Raw genomic sequence first — 23,235 nt, 5'->3', positions numbered from 1 at the left:
CGTGCCCGGACCGGCGTGCGTTCAGGCGGCCTGCGGGCCCCGGAACGCGCGCCGGTAGGCGTTCGGGGTGGTGCCGAGCGCCCGGACGAACTGGTGGCGCAGCGCGGCCGCGTTGCCGAACCCGGTCCGCCAGGCGATCGAGTCCACCGTCTCGTCCGTCCCCTCCAGCAACCGCTGGGCCAGCAGCACCCGTTGGCGCAGAATCCAGCGGTACGGGGTGGTGCCGGTCTCCTGCTGGAAGCGGCGGGCGAAGGTGCGCGGGGACATGTGGGCGCGGGCGGCGAGCTGCTCGACGGTGACCTCCTGGTCGAGGTGCTCCTCCATCCACACCAGCACCTCGCCCACGGTGTCGCAGGGGCCCTTGGGCAACGGGCGCTCGATGTACTGGGCCTGGCCGCCGTCCCGGTGCGGGGGCACCACCATCCGGCGGGCGATCTTGTTGGCGACCTCGGGGCCCTGCTCCTTGCGGACCAGGTGCAGACAGGCGTCGATACCGGCCGCCGTACCGGCTGAGGTGATCACCGGGTCCTCGTCGATGTAGAGCACGTCCGGCTCGACCGTGACGCCCGGATGGCGCCGGCTCAGCTCCTCGGCGTTGTGCCAGTGCACCGTGCACCGGCGCCCGTCCAGCAGCCCGGCCTCGGCCAGCACGAACACCCCCGTGCACACGCTGAGTACCCGCGCGCCGCGGGCCACGGCCCGGCGCAGGGCGTCCAGCAGTTCGGGGGGATAGTCGCGGGAGGCGTAGGACTCGCCGGCCGGGACGGCGATCAGATCGGCCTCCTCCAGCCGCTCCAGACCGTGCGGGGTGGAGACGGTGAAGCCGCAGTGGGTGCGCAGGGTGGGACCCTCCGCCGAAGCCACCGCGAAGTCGTACACCGGGAGCCCGTCCTCGCTGCGGTCGATGCCGAACACCTCGCACACCACCCCCAGCTCGAAGGGGTGCACCCCGTCCAGCAGGACCGCGACCACGTTCTTCAGCATGCTGCCAGTGTGCCTCGATGCTGGCAGGAATTCGAGGGCCCACGGCAGTCCTGCCAGTGTTCGACAGGAGCGTTCAGCGCGAGGCTGATGACATGAACGGAAACCAGATCGAAGGTCTCATCGGAATGGTCGCCACCCTCGGCATCCTGGTCCTCCTGGTCCTGCCCTCGGTGATCGGCATCGTGCGCGACCGGCGCGTCGACCGACAGCTCGGGCAGGCCCAGAAGGACCGCGGACGTCAGGGTTCAGCCAGGGAGAAGGAGGCTCGGAAGACTCAGAAGTCTTCGTCCAGGTCCACGGTGCCCTCCACCGCGACCTGGTACGCCGACGGGCGGCGCTCGAAGAAGTTCGTCAGCTCCTGAACACCCTGCAGCTCCATGAAGGAGAACGGGTTCTCCGAGCCGTACACCGGGGCGAAGCCGAGGCGCGTGAGGCGCTGGTCGGCGACGCACTCCAGGTACTGCCGCATCGACTCGGTGTTCATGCCCGGCAGGCCGTCACCGCACAGGTCGCGCGCGAACTGCAGCTCGGCCTCGACGGCCTCCCGGAGCATGTCCGTGACCTGCTGCTCGAGCTGGTCGTCGAAGAGCTCCGGCTCCTCCTTGCGGACGGTGTCGACCACGTCGAAGGCGAACGACATGTGCATCGTCTCGTCGCGGAACACCCAGTTGGTGCCGGTCGCAAGGCCGTGCAGCAGGCCACGGCTGCGGAACCAGTAGACGTACGCGAAGGCGCCGTAGAAGAACAGGCCCTCGATGCACGCGGCGAAGCAGATCAGGTTCAGCAGGAACTTGCGGCGGTCCGCCTTGGTCTCCAGCCGGTCCAGCTTGTCGACCGAGTCGATCCACTTGAAGCAGAACTCGGCCTTCTCGCGGATGGAGGGGATGTTCTCCACCGCCGCGAACGCGGCCGTGCGGTCCTCCGGGTCGGGCAGGTAGGTGTCGAGCAGCGTCAGATAGAACTGGACGTGCACGGCCTCCTCGAAGAGCTGCCGGCTCAGGTAGAGCCGCGCCTCGGGGGAGTTGATGTGCTTGTACAGCGTCAGCACCAAGTTGTTCGCCACGATCGAGTCACCCGTGGCGAAGAACGCCACCAGGCGGCCGATCAGGTGCTGCTCCTCGGGGGAGAGCTTCGCGAGGTCGGCGACGTCCGAGTGGAGGTCGACCTCCTCGACGGTCCAGGTGTTCTTGATCGCGTCCCGGTAGCGCTCGTAGAAGTCCGGGTAGCGCATCGGACGCAGGGTCAGCTCGAAGCCGGGGTCCAGAAGGTTCTTGTCGGTCATTACTGGCAGGCCTCGCAGGACTCGGGGTTCTCAAGGGAGCAGGCGACGGCGTCGGGGTCGGCCGCCTGCTGGACGGGGATGGTCTTGGGCTCCTGGGCGCGGCCCTGGGCGGCACGGGCGATCCGGGTCGCCGGGCGCGAACGCAGGTAGTACGTGGTCTTCAGACCCGACTTCCAGGCGTAGGAGTACATCGAGGAGAGCTTGCCGATGGTCGGCGTCTCCAGGAACAGGTTCAGCGACTGCGCCTGGTCGAGGAACGGGGTACGGGCGGCGGCCATGTCGATCAGACCGCGCTGCGGGATCTCCCACGCCGTGCGGTACAGCTTCCGCACGTCCTCGGGAATCCAGGCGAAGCCCTGCACCGAGCCGTTGGCCTCGCGCAGCTCCTCACGGGTGCGGGCGTCCCACACGCCGAGGTTCTTCAGCTCCTGCACCAGGTACGCGTTGACCTGGAGGAACTCGCCCGACAGCGTCTCGCGCTTGAACAGGTTGGACACCTGCGGCTCGATGCACTCGTACACGCCCGCGATGGAGGCGATGGTGGCCGTCGGCGCGATCGCCAGCAGCAGCGAGTTGCGCATGCCGACCTCGGCGATCCGGGCGCGCAGCGCGGCCCAGCGCTCCGGCCAGGTCAGCTCGACACCATAGTGGTCGGGGTGCAGCACGCCCTGCGCGGTACGGGTCTGCTCCCAGGCGGGGAGCGGGCCGTTGCGCTCGGCGAGGTCGGCGGACGCCTCGTAGGAAGCCAGCATGATCCGCTCGGCGATCCGCGTGGACAGCGCCTTCGCCTCGGGGGAGTCGAAGGGGATGCGCAGCTTGAAGAAGACGTCCTGGAGGCCCATCGCGCCCAGGCCCACCGGGCGCCACTTGGCGTTGGAGCGGCCCGCCTGCTCGGTCGGGTAGAAGTTGATGTCCACGACCCGGTCGAGGAAGGTCACGGCCGTGCGGACGGTCTCGTCCAGCCGCGCCCAGTCGATGTCACCGTCCACCACGAAGGCGCCCAGGTTCACCGAGCCGAGGTTGCAGACCGCGGTCTCCCCGTCGTCGGTGACCTCCAGGATCTCCGTGCACAGGTTGGAGGAGTGGACCACGTTGCCCGGCAGCGCCGTCTGGTTGGCGGTGCGGTTGGCGGCGTCCTTGAAGGTCATCCAGCCGTTGCCGGTCTGCGCGAGGGTGCGCATCATGCGGCCGTACAGCTCGCGGGCCGGCATGGACTTCTTGGCCAGGCCCGCCTCCTCGGCCTTGCGGTAGGCCGCGTCGAACTCCGGGCCCCACAGGTCGACCAGCTCGGGCACGTCCGCCGGGGAGAACAGCGACCAGGGCTCGTCGGCGTTGACCCGGCGCATGAACTCGTCCGGAATCCAGTGCGCGAGGTTCAGGTTGTGCGTACGGCGCGCGTCCTCACCGGTGTTGTCGCGCAGCTCCAGGAACTCCTCGATGTCGGAGTGCCAGGTCTCCAGGTACACCGCGGCCGCGCCCTTGCGCCGCCCGCCCTGGTTCACCGCGGCCACCGAGGCGTCCAGCGTCTTCAGGAACGGCACGATGCCGTTGGAGTGCCCGTTGGTGCCCCGGATCAGCGAACCCCGGCTGCGGATGCGGGAGTAGGACAGGCCGATGCCGCCGGCGTGCTTGGAGAGACGGGCGACCTGGTGGTAGCGGTCGTAGATCGAGTCCAGCTCGTCCAGCGGGGAGTCCAGCAGGTAGCAGGACGACATCTGGGGGTGCCGTGTACCGGAGTTGAACAGGGTGGGGGAGGACGGCAGGTAGTCCAGGCGGCTCATCAGGCCGTACAGCGCGGCGACCTCGTCCACGGCCGGGGCGCTGTCGTTCTCCGCCAGGCCGCTCGCCACGCGCAGCATGAAGTGCTGGGGGGTCTCGATCACCTTGCGGGTGATGGGGTGGCGCAGCAGGTAGCGGCTGTGCAGCGTGCGCAGGCCGAAGTAGCCGAACCGGTCGTCGGCGCCGGTGTCGATCAGGGCGTCCAGCCGGGCGGCGTGCAGCGCCACGAAGTCGGCGGTGCGGTCGGCGACCAGGCCCTCGCGGTGGCCCACGGTCACCGACTCGGTGAAGCAGGTCACGCCCTGCGAGGCGGCCTCGGCGCGGATGGAGAGCGTGAGCAGCCGGGCGGCCAGCCGGGAGTACGCGGGGTCCTCCGAGATCAGACCGGCGGCGGCCTCGGTGGCCAGCTCGCGCAGCTCCGCCTCGTCGGCGCGCGCCGACCGGCCGCGCAGCGCGGCGGCCGCGACCCGGCCGGGGTCCGCGTCGGGGAGGTCGGCGGTCAGCTCGGTCAGGGTCCGCAGCAGCGCGGCACCGGGGCCGTCGTTCTCCACAGGGGCCTCGGTCGCCGGGGTGGCTGAAGCCGGATCGGCAGGCGCGATGGTCACGTGGGGCTCTCCCTCGCTGGGCACGGGGGCCTGGCGGAGGGTAGGGGGAGGCACGAGCGCACACGGCGTCGCGTCCACCGGCCCACTCCACGAGGCCCGGACGTCTTCGAGCACCCGGACCGGACGGCCGGGCGCCGCTGTCGACAGGTCCTCGGACTGACGCTGGCGTGCACGAAGCACGCGAGTACACCGTTGCGGGACAGTTCCGGATTCGCACCGGATTCCCCTGCGACGACAGCGAGCACGAGCATACATCTAGTGCCGCCCTGTCACGTCACCCCCAGATGTTGTGTCTGTTGTGTGTCGCGGCGGCTTCAGAGGGTCAACTCGTAGGTGAGCAGAGTGAGGTCCAGGACGCCCGGCAGGGGGTTCCAGTCGCGGTGCGGGGTGCGGTGGAAACCGAGGCGTTCGTAGACGCGATGGGCGGCGTGCATCGTGGGCTGGGTGGAGAGGACGAGGCTGTGGCAGCCCGCCAGGGCCCGTGCCCGGTCCGCACAGGTCCGTACGAGCGCTTCCCCGGCTCCCTGGCCCCGGCCGGTCCGGGCGACCGCCAGCATCCGGATCTCGGCCTCGCCGGGGCCCGCGATGTCGGCCATGGGGCCGCCGGCCGGGACGAAGGTGACCCCGCCCAGGAGGACACCCCCGCGCACGGCCACCAGGATCTCCGCGTCCGCCGCCCGCCGGGCCACGTCCCGCAGCTCACCCAGGTACGCGTCGCTCTCGCCGAAGTCCAGCAGCCCGTCCTGGAGATACGCCTGCGCGGTGATCTCGCCCAGGGCGGTGTACTCGGCCGGTTCGGCGGCTCTGATGAGGAGGTCCATGCCCGGCAGTGTGTACGACGACGGGCCGCCGTCGCTCTCGCTTTACGGCGGCCCGCGGCCGGATTCACACAGGGACGGCTAGTGGGTGCTGCCCGCCGTCGCCGGGGGGAGTTCGACCTCGACGCCGGGGTCGCCCGCGTCGGCCGTGTAGTCGCCGGGATTGGTCTCGTCGATGCCGTCGGGGGCCTTCAGGGCCTTGAGGACGAAGGTGAGGACCACGGTGACCACGACGTTCAGGACGAAGGCCGTCAGGCCGATGTAGCCGATCTCGCCGATGCCGGGGATCTCCTTGGCGGAGCCGCCGAAGTGCTTCTGGGTGGGGGAGGCGACCCCGTAGGCGGCGAGGGTGCCGTAGACCATGCCGACCGCCCAGCCGGCCAGCAGGGCCCAGCGGTGGAACCAGCGGGTGAACAGGCCGCCGACCAGGGCCGGGAAGGTCTGGAGAATCCAGATGCCGCCCAGGAGCTGGAAGTTGATGGCCACCGTCTTGTCCATGGTGAGGACGAAGACCAGCGCGCCCACCTTCACCAGCAGCGAGACCAGCTTGGAGATCTTGGTCTCCTGCTCGGGCGTCGCGTCGGGCTTGATGAAGTCCTTGTAGATGTTGCGGGTGAAGAGGTTCGCGGCCGCGATGGACATGATCGCCGCAGGGACGAGGGCCCCGATACCGATCGCCGCGAAGGCCACGCCCGCGAACCAGTCCGGGAACATGTCCTCGAACAACTGCGGGATGGCGAGCTGCCCGTTGGTGACCTTCACCCCGGCCGCGATCGCCATGAAGCCCAGCAGTGCCAACAGCCCGAGCATCAGGGAGTACAGCGGCAGGATCGTGGTGTTGCGCCGGATGACCTCGCGGCTCTTGGAGGACAGCGTCGCGGTGATCGAGTGCGGGTACATGAAGAGCGCGAGCGCCGATCCCAACGCCAGCGTGGCGTACGTCCACTGGCCCGCCGGGGCCGGGACGAGTCCACCCGCACCGGCGGCGGTGTACTTGTCGCCCGCCTTGGCGAAGATCTCGTCGAACCCGCCCAGCTTGATCGGGATGTAGATGATCGCCACCGCGATGACGATGTAGATCAGTGCGTCCTTCACGAACGCGATCATCGCGGGCGCGCGTAGACCCGAGGAATACGTGTACGCCGCCAGCACGCCGAAGGCGATCAGCAGCGGCAGGTCCTTCACGAACCAGTTGGTGTCCTCACCGCCGCCCACGCCCATCACGTCCAGCACCGCCTGGATGCCGACCAGTTGGAGCGCGATGTACGGCATCGTCGCCAGGATTCCGGTGACCGCCACCGCCAGCGACAGGCCCTTGGAGCCGAACCGCCCGCGCACGAAGTCGGAGGTCGTGACGTACCCGTGCCGGTGCGAGACCGACCACAGCCGGGGCAGGAAGGTGAAGATCAGCGGGTACACCAGGATCGTGTACGGCACCGCGAAGAACCCGGAAGCGCCGGCCGCGTAGATGGCCGCCGGCACCGCGACGAAGGTGTACGCCGTGTACAGGTCGCCGCCGAGCAGGAACCAGGTGATCCAGGTGCCGAACGACCGGCCGCCCAGGCCCCATTCGTCCAGCGAGTGCTCGTTCTCGGCCTTGCGCCAGCGCGAGGCGAGGAAGCCCAGGACCGTGACCGCGAGGAAGAAGAAGACGAAGACGCCGAGCGCCACGCCGTTGACGCCGTCGTTCACCGGGACGCACCCCCGCTCCGGGTCTTGCGGGAGCGCTGGTCGCGCTGCCAGAGCTGGTACGCGGTCATGGTGAGCGAGGTGGAGACCAGCACCCACAGCATCTGGTACCAGTAGAAGAACGGGATGCCGATGAACGTGGGGTCCACCTTGGAGAACGAACCCACCCACAGCATCGCCACGAACGGCGCCACGAGACACAGCCCGATGACCACACGGACCGGTGTCACCACCGGTTGCCTCACTTCAGAATCTTCGGGCATGCCGGACTCCGTCCCCTCGTTGATCACTGCGTAATGCGCACGCAATCTAGGTGACGGTACGGCGGAGCGGAAGCCCTCGTCCGGGTATCGATATGGCGATGTGAGCTGGTGGGGCGGTGGAAACGGAGCCGGTCAGTCCTGCGGACGCCTGAGCCGCGCCACGAACTTGTACCGGTCGCCCCGGTACACCGAGCGCACCCACTCCACCGGGCGGCCCTCCCGGTCCACCGAGTGCCGGGACAGCAGCAGCATCGGCAGGCCCACGTCGGTGCCGAGCAGGCTCGCCTCGCGCGGGGTGGCCAGCGACGTCTCGATGGTCTCCTCGGCCTCGGCCAGGTGGACGTCGTAGACCTCGGCGAGCGCGGTGTACAGCGAGGTGTACTTCACCAGCGAACGGCGCAGCGCGGGAAAGCGCTTGGCGGAGAGGTGGGTGGTCTCTATGGCCATCGGCTCGGCGTTGGCCATGCGCAGCCGCTCGATGCGCAGCACCCGGCCCCCGGCGCTTATGTCCAGCAGCCCGGCCAGCCGGTCGTCGGCCGTGATGTAGCCGATGTCCAGCAGTTGCGAGGTGGGTTCGAGCCCCTGGGCCCGCATGTCCTCGGTGTAGGAAGTGAGTTGGAGCGCCTGGGCGACCTTGGGCTTGGCGACGAAGGTGCCCTTGCCCTGGATGCGCTCCAGCCGCCCCTCGACCACCAGCTCCTGGAGGGCCTGGCGGACGGTGGTGCGGGAGGTGTCGAACTCCGCGGCCAGCGTGCGCTCGGGCGGCACCGGCGTGCCCGGCGGAAGCGTCTCCGTCATCTCCTGGAGGTGCTTCTTCAGGCGGTAGTACTTCGGCACGCGCGCGGTACGGACGGTCGCGCCGGCCTCGTTCTCCGCCCTGCTGACGTCGGTGCTCATGGCTGCCTTCCCGGCTCCGGATGCCGATGGCGACCGACATCGCCATCGGTCACGGCTCACATCGTGGCACGGCCGCGCGCGGCCGGTTCACCCGCACGCTCCGTGATCTCCCTGTATACCGCCGCACCCCCGGTTGGTCTAGTCCACCCGTGCGGAGCGGGCCAGTGGTCCACCGGAACTGGTCCGTCCGATCTGTCGGTTGCGCAATGAAAGTTCCCTGCATATCTCGGTCGCGTCACGGACGCCCGGACCCCACCTGAACACCCTTGACAGCCCTTTTGGTCTGGGCCAAGCTCCCCGTGCTGGTCTACACCATTGGTCCAGTCCCGGCTCCGAGGGCGGTACGACGCGCAAGTGTGACACCGCGGGGAGGCAGGGGGGTTGTGGGCATCCCTGAGGAGGATGGCGTGAAGCGCAGACTGATAGCCGCGATCGGCGTCGCGGGCATGATCGTCTCCATCGCCGCGTGCGGCAGCGACGACGGCGAGGGCAAGGGGGGCGACAGTGACGCGCTGACCGTCTGGCTCACCGTCGACGCGCAGAACAACTGGCCGAACCTGGTCAAGGCCGCCGACGCCGCCGTGGTGAAGAAGCACCCGGGCCTGAAGATCAAGCACGAGTACTACGGCTGGCCGGACAAGAACACCAAGCTGGACGCCGTCCTCGCCACCGACAAGGCCCCCGACGTGGTCGAGATGGGCAACACCGAGATGCTCGGCTACATGGTCAAGGGCGCCTTCGCCCCCCTGGAGCCCGGCAAGTTCGAGGGCTCGGACGCCTGGCTCGACGGCCTCAAGGCATCGGTCACCTACGACGGCAAGACCTACGGGGTGCCGTACTACGCCGGTGGCCGCGTCGCCAACTGGCGCAAGGACGTGGCCGCTTCGGTCGGCGTCAAGACCCCGCCGAAGACCTACCCCGAGCTGACCTCCGCGCTGGACAAGATCCAGAAGAAGGAGGGCGACAAGTTCAACGCCTGGTACCAGCCCACCCGTGACTGGTACGCGGCCATGTCCTTCGTCTACGACGCGGGCGGCGCCATCGCCAAGGAGGAGGGCGGCCAGTGGAAGGCGACCCTCTCCTCCCCGGAGTCGGTCAAGGGCCTCACCGCCTTCAAGCAGGTCGTCGACAAGTACATGCACGGCGACAAGACCAAGGACGAGTCCGACCGTTACCTCGTGTACGGCCAGGGCAAGTCGGCCATGATCTTCGGCGCGGCCTGGGAGGGCGCGACCTCCGCCGACCCGAAGAACGACAAGACCGGCAAGCTCAAGGACAACCTCGAGAACTTCGTGATGCCCGGTCCGTCCGGCAAGAACATGCCGGTGTTCCTGGGCGGTTCCGACCTCGCCGTGCCGGTGAAGTCGCACAACCAGGACATCGCCGCCGAGTGGATCAACGCCTTCACCGGTCCCGGGGGCCAGAAGGGCCTGATCGCCAAGGGCAACCTGCCCAACAACAAGACCGACCTCGCCACCCTGAAGAACGACCCGGCGACCGCAGTGCCGGCCACCGCGGCCGAGTCCAACTGGTTCGTGCCGATGGCGCCCGGCTGGGGCCAGGTGGAGAAGGCACAGGTCCTCCAGACCATGCTCCAGCAGATCGGCACCGGCAAGAAGTCGGTCCAGGACGCCGCCAAGGAGGCGGACGCCGCGATCGACAAGGTCATCAACACCAAGTGACCCCGGTGCGCCGCGCGGGCTTCCCGGCCCGCGCGGCGCCCGCCGTACCGCTCGCACAGGACTTCAGGGATCGCCGAGGAGCGCGATGAGTGCCGCAGACACGACCACGCCTGCAAAGGTGCCGCCGCAGCGGCAGGCGCCCCCGCCCGGCCCACCGCCCCGGCCCCGCCGCCCGGCCTCCGCCAAGGGCGGCGCCACCACTCCCTGGCTGCTGCTCGCGCCCTGTCTGCTGATCCTCGCCGGTGTCATGGGTTACCCCCTGGTCCGGCTGGTCACCCTGTCCTTCCAGAAGTTCGGCCAGTCCCAGCTCTGGGGCTTCCAGGAGCCCGAGTCCGTCGGCTTCGACAACTTCTCCAAGGTGCTGAGCGACGGCGACTTCTGGCAGGTCGTGCTGCGCACCATCGGCTTCACCGCCGGCGCCGTCGTCTTCACGATGGTCCTCGGCATGCTGATCGCCCTGCTGCTCCAGCGGGTCTCCGGCTGGGTGAAGACCCTGATCAACATCGCGCTGGTGGCGAGCTGGGGCATGCCCGTCATCGTCGCCACCACCGTCTTCAAGTGGCTCTTCGACGCCGACTACGGCATCCTCAACGCCCTCATCAGCAAGCTGCCCGGCGTCGACCTGATCGGCCACAACTGGTTCGCCAGCGGTCCCGAGGGCCTCGCGGTGATCATGCTGCTGGTGGTCTGGGGCGCGGTGCCGTTCGTGGTCATCACCCTCAGCGCCGGACTCACCCAGGTCCCCGCCGAGCTGGAGGAGGCCGCCCGGCTGGACGGCGCGGGCTCCTGGGGCGTCTTCCGGTACGTCACCCTGCCGGTGCTCAAGCCGGTGATCGTCATGCTGACGACCCTCTCGGTCATCTGGGACATGGGTGTCTTCCCGCAGGTCTTCGTGATGCGCAACGGCCATCCCGAGGCCCAGTTCCAGCTCCTCACCACCTACTCCTACGACCGCGCCTTCGTGGTCAACGACTACGCCCAGGGCTCCGCCATCGCCCTCATCACCGTGGTGCTGCTGCTCGGCGTCGTCGCCGTCTACATGCGCCAGATGCTCAAGATCGGAGAGGTCGAGTGACCAGCACGGCTTCCCCCGCCCGCCGGACCTCCAAGGCCGGCTGGAACATCCTCGGCCTCCTCGTCTTCGTCACCGCGGGCTTCCCCGTCTACTGGATGCTCGACACCGCGATCAAGCCGGCCAAGGACGCCATCGACCCCGACCCGAGCCTGCTGCCCACCGGCTTCACCCTGGACAACTTCAGCCGGGCCTTCGACATCGCCGACTTCTGGGGGCCGGTCGGCCGCAGCCTGGTCGTCTCGCTGTCCGTCGTCCTCATCGGTGTCGTCGTCGGCATGCTCGCCGCGCTCGCCATCTCCCGGTTCGCCTTCCGGGGCCGGAAGATCGTGATCGTCGGCATCCTCGCGGTGCAGATGGTCCCACTCGTCGCCATGATCATCCCGGTCTTCCTGCTGCTGAACGACCTGCATCAGTACGACAAGCTCACCGGGCTGATCATCACCTATCTGACCTTCATCCTGCCGTTCACGGTGTGGACCCTGCGCGGCTTCATCGTCAACATCCCGCGCGAGCTGGAGGAGGCGGCCATGGTCGACGGCTGCTCCCGCACCGGCGCCTTCATCCGCGTGGTCTTCCCGCTGCTCGCCCCCGGCATGGTCGCCACCTCCGTCTACGGCTTCATCCAGGCGTGGAACGAGTACCTCTACGCGCTGATGCTGCTCAGCCAGGAGAACCAGACGGCCACCGTCTGGCTCGGCAACTTCACCACCAAGCACGGCACCGAATACGCCCCGATGATGGCCGGCGCCACCATGATGGCCGTGCCGATCGTCGTGCTGTTCCTCCTCGTCCAGCGCAAGATGGCCGCGGGGCTGACCGCGGGCGCCGTGAAGGGATAACGCCACCCGATGACGACAATCGCCCGCGGTACGGACACCCTGACGCGCGACGCGCTCACCGTCCTCCAGCCCGGCTTCACCGGCACCACCGCCCCCGACTGGCTGCTGCGCCGGCTCGGCGAGGGCCTCGCCTCGGTCGGCCTGTTCGGCCGCAACATCGTCTCGCCCGAACAACTGGCCGCGCTCACCGCCCAGTTGCGCGCCGAGCGCCCCGACGTGCTGGTGGCCATAGACGAGGAGGGCGGCGACGTCACCCGCCTGGAGGCCCGTACCGGCTCCTCCTTCCCCGGCAACCACGCCCTCGGCGCGGTGGACGACGTGGAGCTGACCCACGCGGTCGCCCGGGAACTCGGCCGGCGTCTCGCCGCCTGCGGGGTGCACCTCAACTGGGCGCCGTCCGCCGACGTCAACTCCAACCCCGACAACCCGGTCATCGGTGTCCGCTCCTTCGGCGCCGACACCGACCTGGTCGCCCGGCACACCGCCGCCTATGTCACCGGCCTGCAGTCCGCCGGGGTGGCGGCCTGCACCAAGCACTTCCCGGGCCACGGCGACACCGCCGTCGACTCCCACCACGCGCTGCCCCGCATCGACGTGGCCGCCGACGTGCTCCAGGCCCGCGAACTCGCGCCCTTCCGGGCCGCGCTCGCGGCGGGCACCCGCGCGGTGATGAGCGCCCACATCCTGGTCCCCGCCCTGGACCCGGACCGCCCCGCGACCCTCTCCCGGCCGGTCCTCACCGACCTGCTGCGCGGTGAACTCGGCTACCAGGGGCTGATCGTCACCGACGGCATGGAGATGCGCGCCGTCTCCGGCACCTACGGCATCGAGCACGGCAGCGTCCTGGCCGTCGCGGCCGGCGCCGACGCGATCTGCGTGGGCGGCGGCCTCGCCGACGACGAGACGGTACGGCGGCTGCGCGACGCCCTGGTGGCCGCCGTGCGCTCCGGCGAACTGCCCGAGGAACGCCTCGCGGACGCGGCCCGCCGGGTGCGCGAACTGGCCGCCTGGACGGCGAACGGCACCACCGGGGACACCGTCCCCGACACCGAGGCCGGTCTCCGCGCCGCCCGCCGGGCCCTGACGGTGACCGGCGGCGAGTCCTTCACCCCGCTCACCGAGGCGCCCTATGTCGCCGCCTTCACCCCGGTCGCCAACATCGCGGTGGGCGACGAGACCCCCTGGGGCGTCGCCGCCGAGCTGTCGGCGCTGCTGCCGGGCACGCTCACGGGAAGCTTCACCGGCGACTCGGCCGGCTCCGACGCCCTCACGGCGGCGGGGGAGCGCCGGGTGGTCGCGGTGGTCCGGGACGAACACCGGCACCCCTGGATGGCCAAGGCCCTGACCACCCTCCTGACCGCCCGCCCGGACACCGTGGTCGTCGAGATGGGCGTCCCCCAGTCCCCGCCCCGCGGCCACCTCCACCTGGCCACCCATGGCGCGGCCCGCGTCTGCGGCCGGGCTGCGGCGGAGGTCATCGCGGGGGCGTGAGCCCACGCTCGGTCCCCGTGGTGCGCCCGCGGGGACCGAGACGTCTCTACAGGCCCTGCCACTCCGGCTTGTGGGTGTAGGTGTGACGGAAGTAGTCCGCGAGCTTCAGCTTGGAGGCGGCGGCCTCATCGGCGACCACCGTGGCGTGCGGGTGGAGCTGGAGGGCGGAGGCGGGGCAGATCGCCGCGACCGGGCCCTCGACGGTGGCCGCGACCGCGTCCGCCTTGCCCTCGCCGGTGGCGAGCAGCACCAGGTGCCGGGCCTCCAGGATGGTGCCGATGCCCTGGGTGATCACGTGGTGCGGGACCTGGTCGATGTCGCCGTCGAAGAAGCGGGCGTTGTCGATCCGGGTCTGCTCGGTCAGCGTCTTGATCCGGGTGCGCGAGGCGAGCGAGGAGCACGGTTCGTTGAACCCGATGTGCCCGTCGGTGCCGATGCCGAGGAGCTGGAGGTCCACGCCCCCGGCCGCGGCGAGCGCCCGGTCGTACTCCTCGCACGCCGCCTGGACGTCGTCGGCGGTGCCGTCCGGGCCGGTGAACGCGTCCATGGGGATGCCGAGCGGCTCCAGCACCTCGCGGCGCAGCACCGAGCGGTAGGACTCGGGGTGGTCGGCGGGCAGTCCCACGTACTCGTCGAGCTGGGCGATCCTGGCCCGCTGGGTGTCCATCGCGCCCGCGCGCACCTTGGCCGCGAGGGCCTGGTAGACGGGCAGCGGGGTGGAGCCGGTGGCCACCCCCAGCAGGGCGTCGGGTTTGCGGCGAAGCAACTGGGCCATGGATTCGGCTATCAGCTCGCCGCCCGCCGCGGCGTCCGGGACGATGACAACTTCCACGCTGGGCCTGCCGATCTGGAAGAGGGCCGACGGTCGCTGGGGACCGGAGGAGCGTTGGCTATGTGGTTTAGACCAATCTAGCAGAGCGGCCCCCGCCGTACGTGGTGGAAATCGCCAGGCGGACGACCCCCACGCGCCCGCCCGCCGGGCTAGGCTGCCGGTACGGTGCGGCGCCGCCGCCCACGGGTTCAGGCCCCCCGGGCCATGGACACGCCCGCGTGGTCTAGTCCAGAATGCGGGAGAGGCTCCACGCAGGACGACAAGCTGACAAGCCTCCGTCTTCCCCGCACAGGAAGGCGGATCGAGGAACCGGCGCTCTCTGCCCTGACTGCTCCGGCTCCTCGGCCTTCGGCCGACCGGGACCGCACACCCCACGGCCGATGATGCTCCGGGCTGCGGCGCGGGGAGGGCTGAGGGTCCCTCTCAGGCGCCGCGGCCCGCGGGTGTCTTTTCGGCCAGTGACGCGCCCCCGGTACGCTCGCAGCGTGCCCTCCATGAACGAACTCGTCCGCCAGCACACCGCCCTCGGGGACACCGACCTCGAGTGGCTCCATCTGCTGGTCTCGGAGTGGCAACTGCTCTCCGACCTCTCCTTCGCCGACCTCGTCCTGTGGGTCCCCACCAGCGACGGCACCCGGTACGTCTCGGTCGCCCAGATGCGCCCGAACACCGGCCCGACCTCCTACCAGGACGACATGGTCGGCCACCTGGTCCCGCGCGGCCGCCGCCCCATGCTGGACGCGGCCCTGGACGAGGGCCGGATCGTGCGCGAGGGCGACCCGGAATGGCGCGAAGAGGTCCCCGTACGGGTCGAGTCCATCCCCGTACGGCGGGAGGGCCGCGTCCTCGGGGTGATCGCCCGCAACACCAACCTGCTGACCGTGCGCACCCCGAGCCGGCTGGAACTCACCTACCTCCAGAGCGCCTCGGACCTCGCGCAGATGATCGCGGCCGGTTCCTTCCCCTTCCCCGACCAGCAGGTCGACATGGACGCCTCCCCGCGCGCGGGCGACGGCCTGATCCGGGTGGACGCCGACGGCATCGTCCAGTACGCCTCCCCGAACGCGCTCTCCGCCTACCACCGCCTCGGTCTCGCCGCCGACCTGGTCGGCCACCACCTCGGCCGCACCACCGCCGAGCTCGCCCCGACGAGGGGCCCGGTGGACGAGGCGCTCGCCAAGGCGGCCAGCGGCTACGCGCCCCGCGAGTTCGAGATCGAGGCGAACGACGGGGTCATCCAGTTCCGGTCCATCCCGCTCAAGCCCAAGGGCACGCGCATCGGTTCCCTGGTGCTCTGCCGGGACGTCACCGAACTCCGGCGCCGTGAGCGGGAGTTGATTACCAAGGACGCCACCATCCGGGAGATCCACCACCGGGTGAAGAACAACCTCCAGACCGTGGCCGCCCTGCTGCGGCTCCAGGCCCGCCGCATCGACTCCGAGCGCGGCCGGGAGGCGCTGGAGGAGGCGGTGCGCCGGGTCGGCTCCATCGCCATCGTGCACGAGACGCTGTCTCAGAACCTGGACGAGCGCGTGGAGTTCGACGACATCGCCGACCGGGTGCTGGCGATGGTCGCGGAGATCTCGCCGGGCAAGGTGACCGGCCGGCGCAGTGGCCGCTTCGGCTGGCTGGACGCCGAGGTCGCCACCCCGCTGTCGATGGTGCTGACCGAAGTGCTGCAGAACGCCCTGGAACACGGCTTCCGCGAGGGCGACACCGGCACGGTCGAGGTCTCGGCGGTGCGCGGCGGCACCACCAAGGAGGCCCGGCTGCTGGTCACCGTCCAGGACGACGGGGTCGGTCTGCCCGAGGGCTTCGACCCGCACACCGCGGGCAACCTCGGCCTCCAGATCGTGCGGACCCTGGTCGAGGGGGAGTTGGGCGGCACCTTCGACATGGTCCCGGCACCGGAGCGCGGCACCCGGGTCATTCTCGACATCCCGGTGCGCCCGCAGAAGTGAAGCCGGCCCAGGTGGGGGTGGGCAAGGTGGGGCGGGCAAGCGAAAAGCCCCGGACCGGTGAAGGTCCGAGGCTGGTGCTCGTTGCTGAGCTGCTCCGCTTTAGGCGGAGCCCCCCGGGTCCGGCAGGGCCGGGACCTGGGGAAAGCATCGGGGGTACTGCGCGCTGCGGCTCGGGGGCGGGAGAAGCGTGGTGCCCGGTACGGGAGTTCCCGTCGGGCCCACGCGCCGCCAAGCTCAGGCTGTCAGCAGGGGTGGCTCGTCAGGCAGAAGCCTGGCGAGCACGGTTGCGGGCGGCGCGGCGCTTCATCGCGCGACGCTCGTCCTCGCTCAGACCACCCCAGACGCCGGAGTCCTGACCGGACTCGAGCGCCCACTGCAGACACTGCTCGATCACCGGGCAGCGACGGCAGACGGCCTTGGCTTCCTCGATCTGCAGCAGCGCGGGACCGGTGTTGCCGATGGGGAAGAACAGCTCGGGGTCTTCCTCGCGGCAAACGGCGTTGTGACGCCAGTCCATGGCTGCTACCTCTCCTTGGTATTACGTGCAGATTGCTTGTGAATGTGAACGCTTTCACGAGTCCCTCAACAAGTGAAGGGCCGATCACCGGGTCTCCCCGGCGTGGACCTGTGTTTGAAGAGGGGTTCTGGCGATCAATGGAAGCCGGTCTTGCGGGCCGTCCCGATCGCCATGTAGAGACTCGCAAACCTCGGCGACGGATACAACCCCTTCCCGAAGATTTTTTTTGATTCCTCGGTGTCGACTAGGTCACAGCCGTACTTCCATGGGGTGGACAGTGGCCTAAACGTTCGAGTGAAAGGACTTTGGCCCGTTCCGCTCACACAATCACACGCAGTGCACGGCGAACGCCTGTGAACGTCACGCTCGTCCGCAGCCCCAGGTGGTCACCGTCCATCTGAAGGGGTAGAGGGACCTTCGAATGCAAGGTGAAGCGGTCCAGGTCGTGCAGCGAGACCGCGTGTCTCCCATGGGGTCCACGCTCGGGGGACGAAGTGAGCAACTGGGTCGCATACCGGGCAACCGCGGCCGTGGAGAGCCGCTTCAGCCCGAGCACGTCGATGCCTTTATCGAACGACGCCTTAGGTGATGTGTACATCGGGCGATTGCCGAGATACGTCCACGGCGATGTGTTCGAGACTATGGCCACGGCGAGATCCGACACCGGTTCCGCACCCGGCCGTTCCAGGGTGACGGTGCCGTGTCTGCGATTCGGTTCTCCCATGAACTGCCTTGCTACTTGGCGGACATAGAGCGCGTGCGTCGACTTCTTGCCGCGCTCCCGTTCCCTTTCCACCCTGCCCACGACTCCGGCATCGAAGCCGAGTCCGGCATTGAAAGTGAACCAGCGTTCCGGCACCGCCTCGTCCGCCGTACCCGGCGTACCCGAGGTGAGTCCGAGGCCCACCACGCGTTCCCGGCGCTCGCGCAGCGCGTCCAGCAGGGCGCCCGTCGCCTCGACGGGATCGTTGGGCAGGCCGAGCGCGCGGGCGAAGACATTGGTCGAGCCGCCGGGGACCACCGCGAGACCGGGCAGCCGCTCGGGGTTCGGGCCGGCGTGCAGCAGGCCGTTGACCACCTCGTTCACGGTGCCGTCGCCGCCAAGGGCCACCACCATGTCGATGTCGTCACTCTCCGCAGCCGACCGCCCCAGATCGCGCGCGTGACCGCGGTACTCGGTGTTGACGACCTCCAGCTTCATCTCGCTGGCGAGCGCGTGGATCAGTACGTCGCGTCTGCGGGCGCTTGTGGTGGTTGCCGCCGGATTGACCACGAGAAGTGCACGCATGCATCGAAGCGTACCTACTGGGGGGTATCCGGCCCAGGGAGAGCCGGAGATCCATGGACGAGGAGGGCGTGAGCCTCACCACGCGGCCTCCGGGGCCCGTCACACACGGGGCTACCCTTCTCGGGTGAGCAGTGAGCAGACCCCCGCGCAGACCTCCGTGCCGGAGAGCGCCGACACCGCCCCGGCCGCCGGAGAGCGCCCGCGCCGCCTGACGTACGCCGCCGCGCTGGCCGCGCTGGAGGGGATCGCCCTCGTCGTGGCGGGCGGCTGGATTCTCGCGCTCGGTCTGGCCGGCACCCCCGACGACCGCCAGCAGGCCGTCACCGGGGGGATCACCCTGCTGGTGCTCGCCCTGCTGCCGCTGCTCGCCGCGCGCGGGCTGTGGCGGGTGCGCCGCTGGAGCCGGGGCCCCGCCGTCATCACCCAGATCCTCGCGCTGCCGGTCGCCTACAACCTGCTCCAGGCCGACAGCATCGCCATCGGGGCGGGCATCGCCCTCGCGGTCGTCTCGGTGGCCGCGCTGTTCCTGCTGGTCAACCCGGCCACGACCCGCGCCCTCGGGATCACCGGGCCGGGCCGCGCCGAATAACGCCCCGCTCGGGCGGTCCTACTCCTCCACCAGGAGCTTCTCCCGCAACTGGGCCAGGGTGCGGGCCAGCAGCCGGGAGACGTGCATCTGCGAGATGCCGACCTCCTGCGCGATCTGCGACTGGGTCATGTTGCCGAAGAACCGCAGCAGCAGGATGCGCTTCTCGCGCGGCGGGAGGTCCTCCAGCAGCGGCTTGAGCGACTCCCGGTACTCCACCCCCTCCAGCGCCTCGTCCTCCGCGCCGAGGGTGTCGGCGACCGCCGGGGACTCGTCGTCGGTGTCGGGGACGTCCAGCGACAGCGTGGAGTACGCGTTCGCCGACTCCAGCCCCTCCAGCACCTCCTCCTCGGAGATCGCCAGCTTCTGGGCCAGCTCGTGCACCGTGGGGGAGCGGCCGTGCAACTGCGACAGCTCGGCCGTCGCCGTGGTCAGCGCGAGCCGCAGCTCCTGGAGCCGGCGAGGCACCCGGACCGCCCAGCCCTTGTCGCGGAAGTGCCGCTTGATCTCGCCGACGACCGTGGGAGTGGCGTACGTGGAGAACTCCACGCCCCGCTCCGGGTCGAACCGGTCCACCGACTTGATCAGACCGATCGTGGCGACCTGGGTGAGGTCGTCCAGCGGCTCGCCCCGGTTGCGGAAGCGGCGCGCCAGATGTTCGACGAGCGGCAGATGCATGCGGACCAGCCGGTTGCGCAGCTCCGCGTACTCCGGGCTGCCGTCCTTCAGGCCGCGCAGCTCCACGAAGAGCGCCCGCGCCCCGCTGCGGTCGTGCGGGTCGTGCCGTGCCGCCCGGACGGTCTCCGCGCCCGGCGCGGTGTCCTCGGCGTATCGCTCGTGCTCGCTCATCGTCCCGCCCGTAGCCCTTCCCCGAGCCCTCGCCCCCGCGCGGTCGGCGGTCTGCTCACCGCCGCGCTCCCCCGGAGGCGCGCTCCGCACGGCACCCTCGCCGCCGGCCTGCGCGGAGTCGTCCTCCGGGTGGGGCCGGGCCTGCTCGGGGATGCCGTCGACGCCGTCGGCCATGTGCCGGGGGCCGTCCTGGGGGACCGCCCGCAGGCTCTCGGCCTTCTTGGCCGGCAGTTCTCGCGCGCCGCGCTCTTCGTCCCGCACCGGACCGTCCCCGTTCCTCACGCCGGGCCGGGGCCCGCGCCGCGCTGTTTGTAGAGACTGATCGACACGGTCCGGTCCTCGTCGACGGCGGAGGACACCTTGCCCGCCAGGGCCGACAGCACGGTCCAGGCGAACGTGTCGCGCGACGGGGCGTGGCCGTCGGTGGTCGGAGCCGACACCGTGACCTCCAGCGAGTCGTCGACGAGGCGGAAGACGCAGCTCAGCACGGAGCCCGGCACGGCCTGCTGGAGCAGGATCGCGCAAGCCTCGTCGACCGCGATGCGCAGGTCCTCGATCTCGTCCAGGGTGAAGTCCAAGCGGGCCGCCAGACCGGCCGTGGCCGTCCGCAGCACCGACAGGTAGGCACCCGCAGCCGGAAGCCGGACTTCCACGAAGTCCTGGTTCGCCGTGGGCTCGCCTGCGATCTGGGACACCCTCACCTCCATGGTGGTACAAGCTTCACGGGGCCGAGGGTCGCCCCCCGGGGTAACGCGTACGTGGTTCCGCGGTGACGCTATCGCGCCCGGAACGTTCCTGTCCCCGCGCCCCCGGCCCCCTGGCGTTACTCACAGTAAAGCTCCGTATACGCTCCGTGTCTAGGGGGTGGGGCGGATTCAAATGGGAAGAGCGCGCGCCGGGTTGACGTACCCAGGCATCGGGCCCTCGAACCACCGGGAACACCGCCGTGCCGTCCACTCTCACACGAGTACGTGGTCCACGAAACACCACCGCCAGTCGTCTCCGGGTTCGAACGTCCGCATCACCGGATGACCCGAGTCCGCGTGGTGCTTCGTCGCGTGCCGGTTCGGCGAGGAGTCGCAGCAGGCGACATGGCCACAGCTGAGGCAGAGCCGCAACTGCACCGGGTCGGTCCCCTCCGCGAGACACTCCAGGCACGTCTCGCTCTGCGGGCCGGGTTCCGGGAGCGGCAGCGCGCCAACGTGCGTGCACTGTTTCATGATTGCCAGATTACGTCGGTTGCGCGGAGATCCGCGCGGAGAACGAGGGTGGGCTGACATGGACGTGATGCCGCTCCTGCTGCTGGTCGCGGGGAGCGCCGCTGTCGCGGGGATCGCCCGGCGCGGGCCGGTGCCCGCGCCACTGCTGCTGGTCGGTGTCGGCCTGGTCGCGTCCTACGTGCCCGGCGTGCCCGACTACACCCTCGACCCCGAGGTCGTCCTCCCGCTGCTGCTGCCCCCGCTGCTGTACACCTCGGCGAGCGACAGCTCGTATCTCGACCTGCGCGCCCAGATGCGGCCGGTGGCACTGCTGTCGGTCGGGTACGTCCTCTTCGCCACCGTCGTGGTCGGCTGGGTCGCGCATCTGATCATCCCCGGCCTGCCGCTGACCGCCGCGCTGGTGCTCGGCGCGGTGGTGGCGCCGCCCGACGCGGTCGCGGCCACCGCGGTCGCCCGCCGGCTCGGGCTGCCGTCCCGGATCACCACGATCCTCCAGGGCGAGTCCCTCCTGAACGACGCCACCGCCATCACGGCGTACAAGGTCGCGCTCGCCGCCGCCATCGGGGAGGGCGCCACCTGGGCGGGCGGGCTGCTGGAATTCCTCATCGCCGCGGTCGGTGGCGTCGGTGTCGGCCTGGTCCTGATGGCACCCCTGCACTGGCTGCGTACCCATCTGCGTGAGCCCCTGCTCCTGAACACCCTGTCCCTGCTCATCCCGTTCGTCGCGTACAGCGTCGCCGAGCAGTTCCACGCCTCCGGGGTGCTCGCGGTCGTGGTCGTCGCGCTCTACCTCGGGCACCGCGCGTGGGAGGTCGATTTCGCCACCCGGCTCCAGGAGGAGGCGGTGTGGAAGATGGTCGCCTTCATCCTGGAGTCCGCCGTCTTCGCCCTGATCGGCCTCCAGCTCCGCGTCGTCGTGGAGGGGCTCGGCGCGATCGATGGCGCGCGGGCCGCCGGGTACGCCGCGATCATCTTCGCGGTCGTCGTCGTCGCCCGGCTCGTCTGGGTCTACCCGGCCGCCTTCCTGCCCCGCCTGCTCTCCGCCCGCATCCGGGAACGTGAGGAGAACCCCACCTGGCGGGGCGCCCTGGTCACCGGCTGGGCCGGGATGCGCGGCGTGGTCTCGCTCGCCATCGCCTTCTCCATCCCGCTCACCGTGCACGGCGGGCACCCCTTCCCGCAGCGCAACCTGATCCTCTTCCTGACCTTCACCACCGTCATCGGCACCCTGGTCATCCAGGGCCTGAGCCTGCCCCCGCTGATCCGTGCCCTGCGCTTCCCGGGCCGCGACCCGCGTGCGGACACCCTCGCCGAGGCCAACGCCCAGGCCCAGGCGTCCCGCGCGGCCGAGAGCCGGCTCGACGAACTCCTCACCGACGAGCGCAACGCCCTGCCCACCCCGCTCGCCGACCGGCTCCGCGCGGTCATGGAGCGCCGCCGCGACGCCGTCTGGGAGCGCCTCGGCCAGGCGAACCCGGTCACCGGCGAGTCCGTGGACGACACCTACCGCCGGCTGTCCCGCGAGATGATCAGCGCCGAGCGCGATGTCTTCGTACGCCTGCGCGACCACCGCTACATCGACGACGAGATGCTCCGCGCCCTGCTGCGCCGGCTCGACCTGGAGGAGGCGGCCGCGTACCGGGAAGTGGCCTAAAACGTACTGTCCGGGAAGGGCCGCCCGGTGATCACCGCGGCCACGGCGGTCCCGCGCGGGAACGCGCCCTCCTCGGCCAGCGCGGTGAGCGCGTACAGCAACTTGGCGACATACAGCCGCTCCACGGGCACCCCGTGCCGGTCCTCGAACTCCGCCGCGAAGGCGTCCAGTTCGGGGGTCGTACGGGCGTAGCCGCCGAAGTGGAAGCGCTCCTCCAGCGACCAGTCGCCGGTGCGGGCGCCGAAGGCCCGCTCCTGGAGCGCGCGTACCTCGGCCTCCAGGAAGCCGCCCTTGAGCACGGGCACGCCGAGCGCGCGCTGTCCGGGGGCGAGTCCGGCGGCCAGTCCGGCGAGCGTGCCACCGGTGCCGCAGGCCACCGCGACGACCTCCGCGCGGCCCGCCAGCTCTTCGCCCAGCGCCACGCAGCCGCGTACCGCCTCGGCGTTGCTGCCGCCCTCCGGGACGACGTACGCGCCCTCCGCGCGGGCCGCGCGCAGAAGTGCGGCCAGGGTCTCCGGCTCGCCCTTGCGCCGGTACGCCGCCCGGTCGGTGAAGTGCAGCCGCATGCCGTCGGCCGCGCATCTGGCCAGGGACGGGTTCAGCGGGCGGCCGGCCAGTTCGTCGCCGCGCACCACGCCGATGGTGGGCAGCCCGAGCAGTCGTCCGGCGGCCGCGGTGGCGCGCAGATGATTGGAGTACGCGCCACCGAAGGTGACCAGTGCCCGGCCCCGTGCCGCCTCGATGTTGGGCACGAGCTTGCGCCACTTGTTGCCGATCAGCTCCGGGTGGACCAGATCGTCCCGCTTGAGCAGCAGCCGTACGCCGTGCCGGGAGAAACGGTTGTCCCGCACCTCCGCGAGGGGGGAGGGGAGTGCCGGGGCGAGGGGGTCGGCGCTGGTCATCCGGCCATTGTCGCCCGGCCCC

Annotated in this window: 21 protein-coding genes and 1 riboswitch; of the genes, 7 read left to right on the top strand and 14 right to left on the bottom strand. The window is 70.4% G+C overall.

The features are described 5' to 3' along the window. Positions 1-21 precede the first annotated feature (21 nt). The 7 genes from OG448_RS10185 to OG448_RS10155 all read right to left on the bottom strand — a co-directional run bounded on the left by OG448_RS10185 (position 22) and on the right by OG448_RS10155 (position 8,317). Positions 22-984, bottom strand: a complete 963-nt coding sequence (locus OG448_RS10185; protein WP_391294562.1) for a helix-turn-helix domain-containing protein — start codon at positions 982-984, stop codon at positions 22-24. A 274-nt stretch (positions 985-1,258) separates the two neighbouring features. Continuing rightward, positions 1,259-2,266 (bottom strand): ribonucleotide-diphosphate reductase subunit beta, encoded by a 1,008-nt coding sequence (locus tag OG448_RS10180; protein ID WP_391294558.1) that lies wholly within the window; start codon positions 2,264-2,266, stop codon positions 1,259-1,261. Continuing rightward, on the bottom strand, positions 2,266-4,650 hold the full coding sequence (locus OG448_RS10175; RefSeq protein WP_391294556.1) for a ribonucleoside-diphosphate reductase subunit alpha: 2,385 nt from the start codon (positions 4,648-4,650) through the stop codon (positions 2,266-2,268). The genes OG448_RS10180 and OG448_RS10175 overlap by 1 nt, the downstream gene beginning before the upstream one ends. A gap of 146 nt (positions 4,651-4,796) precedes the next feature. Next, positions 4,797-4,876: riboswitch (cobalamin riboswitch) on the bottom strand. A gap of 88 nt (positions 4,877-4,964) precedes the next feature. Beyond that, a complete protein-coding gene (locus OG448_RS10170) occupies positions 4,965-5,471 on the bottom strand; it encodes a GNAT family N-acetyltransferase (RefSeq protein WP_405552939.1) in 507 nt (168 codons plus the stop codon). 78 nt (positions 5,472-5,549) lie between these two features. Next, positions 5,550-7,160, bottom strand: a complete 1,611-nt coding sequence (gene mctP, locus OG448_RS10165) for a monocarboxylate uptake permease MctP (protein ID WP_405552937.1) — start codon at positions 7,158-7,160, stop codon at positions 5,550-5,552. Next, a complete protein-coding gene (locus tag OG448_RS10160) occupies positions 7,157-7,420 on the bottom strand; it encodes a DUF3311 domain-containing protein (RefSeq protein WP_405552935.1) in 264 nt (87 codons plus the stop codon). Before OG448_RS10160 ends, mctP begins: the two co-directional genes overlap by 4 nt. 132 nt (positions 7,421-7,552) lie before the next feature. Further along, a complete protein-coding gene (locus tag OG448_RS10155; RefSeq protein ID WP_030807463.1) occupies positions 7,553-8,317 on the bottom strand; it encodes a GntR family transcriptional regulator in 765 nt (254 codons plus the stop codon). Positions 8,318-8,724: 407 nt separating this feature from the next. Here OG448_RS10155 and OG448_RS10150 point away from each other — a divergent pair, with 407 nt between their 5' ends. The 4 genes from OG448_RS10150 (at position 8,725) to OG448_RS10135 (ending at position 13,404) form a co-directional block, all read left to right on the top strand. Continuing rightward, entirely contained in the window at positions 8,725-9,999 is a 1,275-nt protein-coding gene (locus OG448_RS10150) for an extracellular solute-binding protein (RefSeq protein WP_405552933.1), read from the top strand. Positions 10,000-10,084: 85 nt separating this feature from the next. Continuing rightward, positions 10,085-11,074, top strand: coding sequence for a carbohydrate ABC transporter permease (locus OG448_RS10145; RefSeq protein WP_405552932.1), 990 nt, complete (start codon positions 10,085-10,087; stop codon positions 11,072-11,074). Then, complete coding sequence (locus OG448_RS10140) at positions 11,071-11,913, top strand: carbohydrate ABC transporter permease (protein WP_405552930.1); 843 nt, start codon at positions 11,071-11,073, stop codon at positions 11,911-11,913. The genes OG448_RS10145 and OG448_RS10140 overlap by 4 nt, the downstream gene beginning before the upstream one ends. Positions 11,914-11,922: 9 nt before the next feature. Next, entirely contained in the window at positions 11,923-13,404 is a 1,482-nt protein-coding gene (locus OG448_RS10135; RefSeq protein WP_405552928.1) for a glycoside hydrolase family 3 protein, read from the top strand. 46 nt (positions 13,405-13,450) lie between these two features. Here the strand turns inward: OG448_RS10135 and nagB are convergent, their stop codons facing one another. Next, on the bottom strand, positions 13,451-14,236 hold the full coding sequence (gene nagB / locus OG448_RS10130) for a glucosamine-6-phosphate deaminase (protein WP_405552926.1): 786 nt from the start codon (positions 14,234-14,236) through the stop codon (positions 13,451-13,453). Positions 14,237-14,730: 494 nt separating this feature from the next. On the opposite strand from nagB, the gene OG448_RS10125 reads away from it, so the two are divergent. Next, positions 14,731-16,197, top strand: a complete 1,467-nt coding sequence (locus OG448_RS10125; RefSeq protein ID WP_329019886.1) for a PAS domain-containing sensor histidine kinase — start codon at positions 14,731-14,733, stop codon at positions 16,195-16,197. A 259-nt stretch (positions 16,198-16,456) separates the two neighbouring features. Here the strand turns inward: OG448_RS10125 and OG448_RS10120 are convergent, their stop codons facing one another. Both OG448_RS10120 and OG448_RS10115 read right to left on the bottom strand, forming a co-directional pair. Beyond that, positions 16,457-16,714 carry a WhiB family transcriptional regulator gene (locus tag OG448_RS10120; RefSeq protein ID WP_003992873.1) on the bottom strand — a complete coding sequence of 86 codons (258 nt, stop codon included), beginning with the start codon at positions 16,712-16,714 and terminating at the stop codon, positions 16,457-16,459. 319 nt (positions 16,715-17,033) lie between these two features. Then, positions 17,034-18,002 (bottom strand): diacylglycerol/lipid kinase family protein, encoded by a 969-nt coding sequence (locus tag OG448_RS10115; protein WP_405552923.1) that lies wholly within the window; start codon positions 18,000-18,002, stop codon positions 17,034-17,036. Between the two features lie 124 nt (positions 18,003-18,126). On the opposite strand from OG448_RS10115, the gene OG448_RS10110 reads away from it, so the two are divergent. Next, entirely contained in the window at positions 18,127-18,591 is a 465-nt protein-coding gene (locus OG448_RS10110) for a hypothetical protein (protein WP_405552922.1), read from the top strand. A gap of 18 nt (positions 18,592-18,609) precedes the next feature. Here the strand turns inward: OG448_RS10110 and OG448_RS10105 are convergent, their stop codons facing one another. The 3 genes from OG448_RS10105 to OG448_RS10095 all read right to left on the bottom strand — a co-directional run bounded on the left by OG448_RS10105 (position 18,610) and on the right by OG448_RS10095 (position 20,657). Further along, complete coding sequence (locus tag OG448_RS10105) at positions 18,610-19,719, bottom strand: SigB/SigF/SigG family RNA polymerase sigma factor (RefSeq protein WP_391294532.1); 1,110 nt, start codon at positions 19,717-19,719, stop codon at positions 18,610-18,612. Next, positions 19,716-20,132 (bottom strand): anti-sigma regulatory factor, encoded by a 417-nt coding sequence (locus tag OG448_RS10100; protein WP_018544439.1) that lies wholly within the window; start codon positions 20,130-20,132, stop codon positions 19,716-19,718. Before OG448_RS10100 ends, OG448_RS10105 begins: the two co-directional genes overlap by 4 nt. A 264-nt stretch (positions 20,133-20,396) precedes the next feature. Next, complete coding sequence (locus OG448_RS10095; protein WP_405552920.1) at positions 20,397-20,657, bottom strand: UBP-type zinc finger domain-containing protein; 261 nt, start codon at positions 20,655-20,657, stop codon at positions 20,397-20,399. Positions 20,658-20,715: 58 nt separating this feature from the next. Between OG448_RS10095 and OG448_RS10090 the strand changes: the two genes are divergently transcribed. Continuing rightward, positions 20,716-22,311: a Na+/H+ antiporter gene (locus OG448_RS10090; RefSeq protein WP_405552918.1), complete on the top strand. Its 1,596-nt coding sequence runs from the start codon at positions 20,716-20,718 to the stop codon at positions 22,309-22,311. Here OG448_RS10090 and OG448_RS10085 read toward each other — a convergent pair. Next, complete coding sequence (locus tag OG448_RS10085) at positions 22,308-23,213, bottom strand: 1-aminocyclopropane-1-carboxylate deaminase/D-cysteine desulfhydrase (RefSeq protein WP_405552916.1); 906 nt, start codon at positions 23,211-23,213, stop codon at positions 22,308-22,310. The genes OG448_RS10090 and OG448_RS10085 overlap by 4 nt on opposite strands. Positions 23,214-23,235: the final 22 nt, after the last annotated feature.

Origin of the sequence: Streptomyces sp. NBC_01171 (genome assembly GCF_045039805.1) — a bacterium.
Classification (GTDB): Bacteria; Actinomycetota; Actinomycetes; order Streptomycetales; family Streptomycetaceae; genus Streptomyces.
This window is presented reverse-complemented; position numbering and strand designations above follow the sequence as displayed.

What these genes read in the sequence shown, in the direction of transcription:
- OG448_RS10085 (WP_405552916.1), bottom strand. Translation starts at nt 23,213, where the DNA reads ATGACCAGCGCCGACCCCCTCGCCCCGGCACTCCCCTCCCCCCTCGCG.
- OG448_RS10185 (WP_391294562.1), bottom strand. Translation starts at nt 984, where the DNA reads ATGCTGAAGAACGTGGTCGCGGTCCTGCTGGACGGGGTGCACCCCTTC.
- OG448_RS10090 (WP_405552918.1), top strand. Translation starts at nt 20,716, where the DNA reads ATGGACGTGATGCCGCTCCTGCTGCTGGTCGCGGGGAGCGCCGCTGTC.
- OG448_RS10115 (WP_405552923.1), bottom strand. Translation starts at nt 18,002, where the DNA reads ATGCGTGCACTTCTCGTGGTCAATCCGGCGGCAACCACCACAAGCGCC.
- OG448_RS10145 (WP_405552932.1), top strand. Translation starts at nt 10,085, where the DNA reads ATGAGTGCCGCAGACACGACCACGCCTGCAAAGGTGCCGCCGCAGCGG.
- OG448_RS10125 (WP_329019886.1), top strand. Translation starts at nt 14,731, where the DNA reads ATGAACGAACTCGTCCGCCAGCACACCGCCCTCGGGGACACCGACCTC.
- OG448_RS10120 (WP_003992873.1), bottom strand. Translation starts at nt 16,714, where the DNA reads ATGGACTGGCGTCACAACGCCGTTTGCCGCGAGGAAGACCCCGAGCTG.
- OG448_RS10095 (WP_405552920.1), bottom strand. Translation starts at nt 20,657, where the DNA reads ATGAAACAGTGCACGCACGTTGGCGCGCTGCCGCTCCCGGAACCCGGC.
- OG448_RS10170 (WP_405552939.1), bottom strand. Translation starts at nt 5,471, where the DNA reads ATGGACCTCCTCATCAGAGCCGCCGAACCGGCCGAGTACACCGCCCTG.
- OG448_RS10135 (WP_405552928.1), top strand. Translation starts at nt 11,923, where the DNA reads ATGACGACAATCGCCCGCGGTACGGACACCCTGACGCGCGACGCGCTC.
- OG448_RS10180 (WP_391294558.1), bottom strand. Translation starts at nt 2,266, where the DNA reads ATGACCGACAAGAACCTTCTGGACCCCGGCTTCGAGCTGACCCTGCGT.
- OG448_RS10155 (WP_030807463.1), bottom strand. Translation starts at nt 8,317, where the DNA reads ATGAGCACCGACGTCAGCAGGGCGGAGAACGAGGCCGGCGCGACCGTC.
- OG448_RS10160 (WP_405552935.1), bottom strand. Translation starts at nt 7,420, where the DNA reads ATGCCCGAAGATTCTGAAGTGAGGCAACCGGTGGTGACACCGGTCCGT.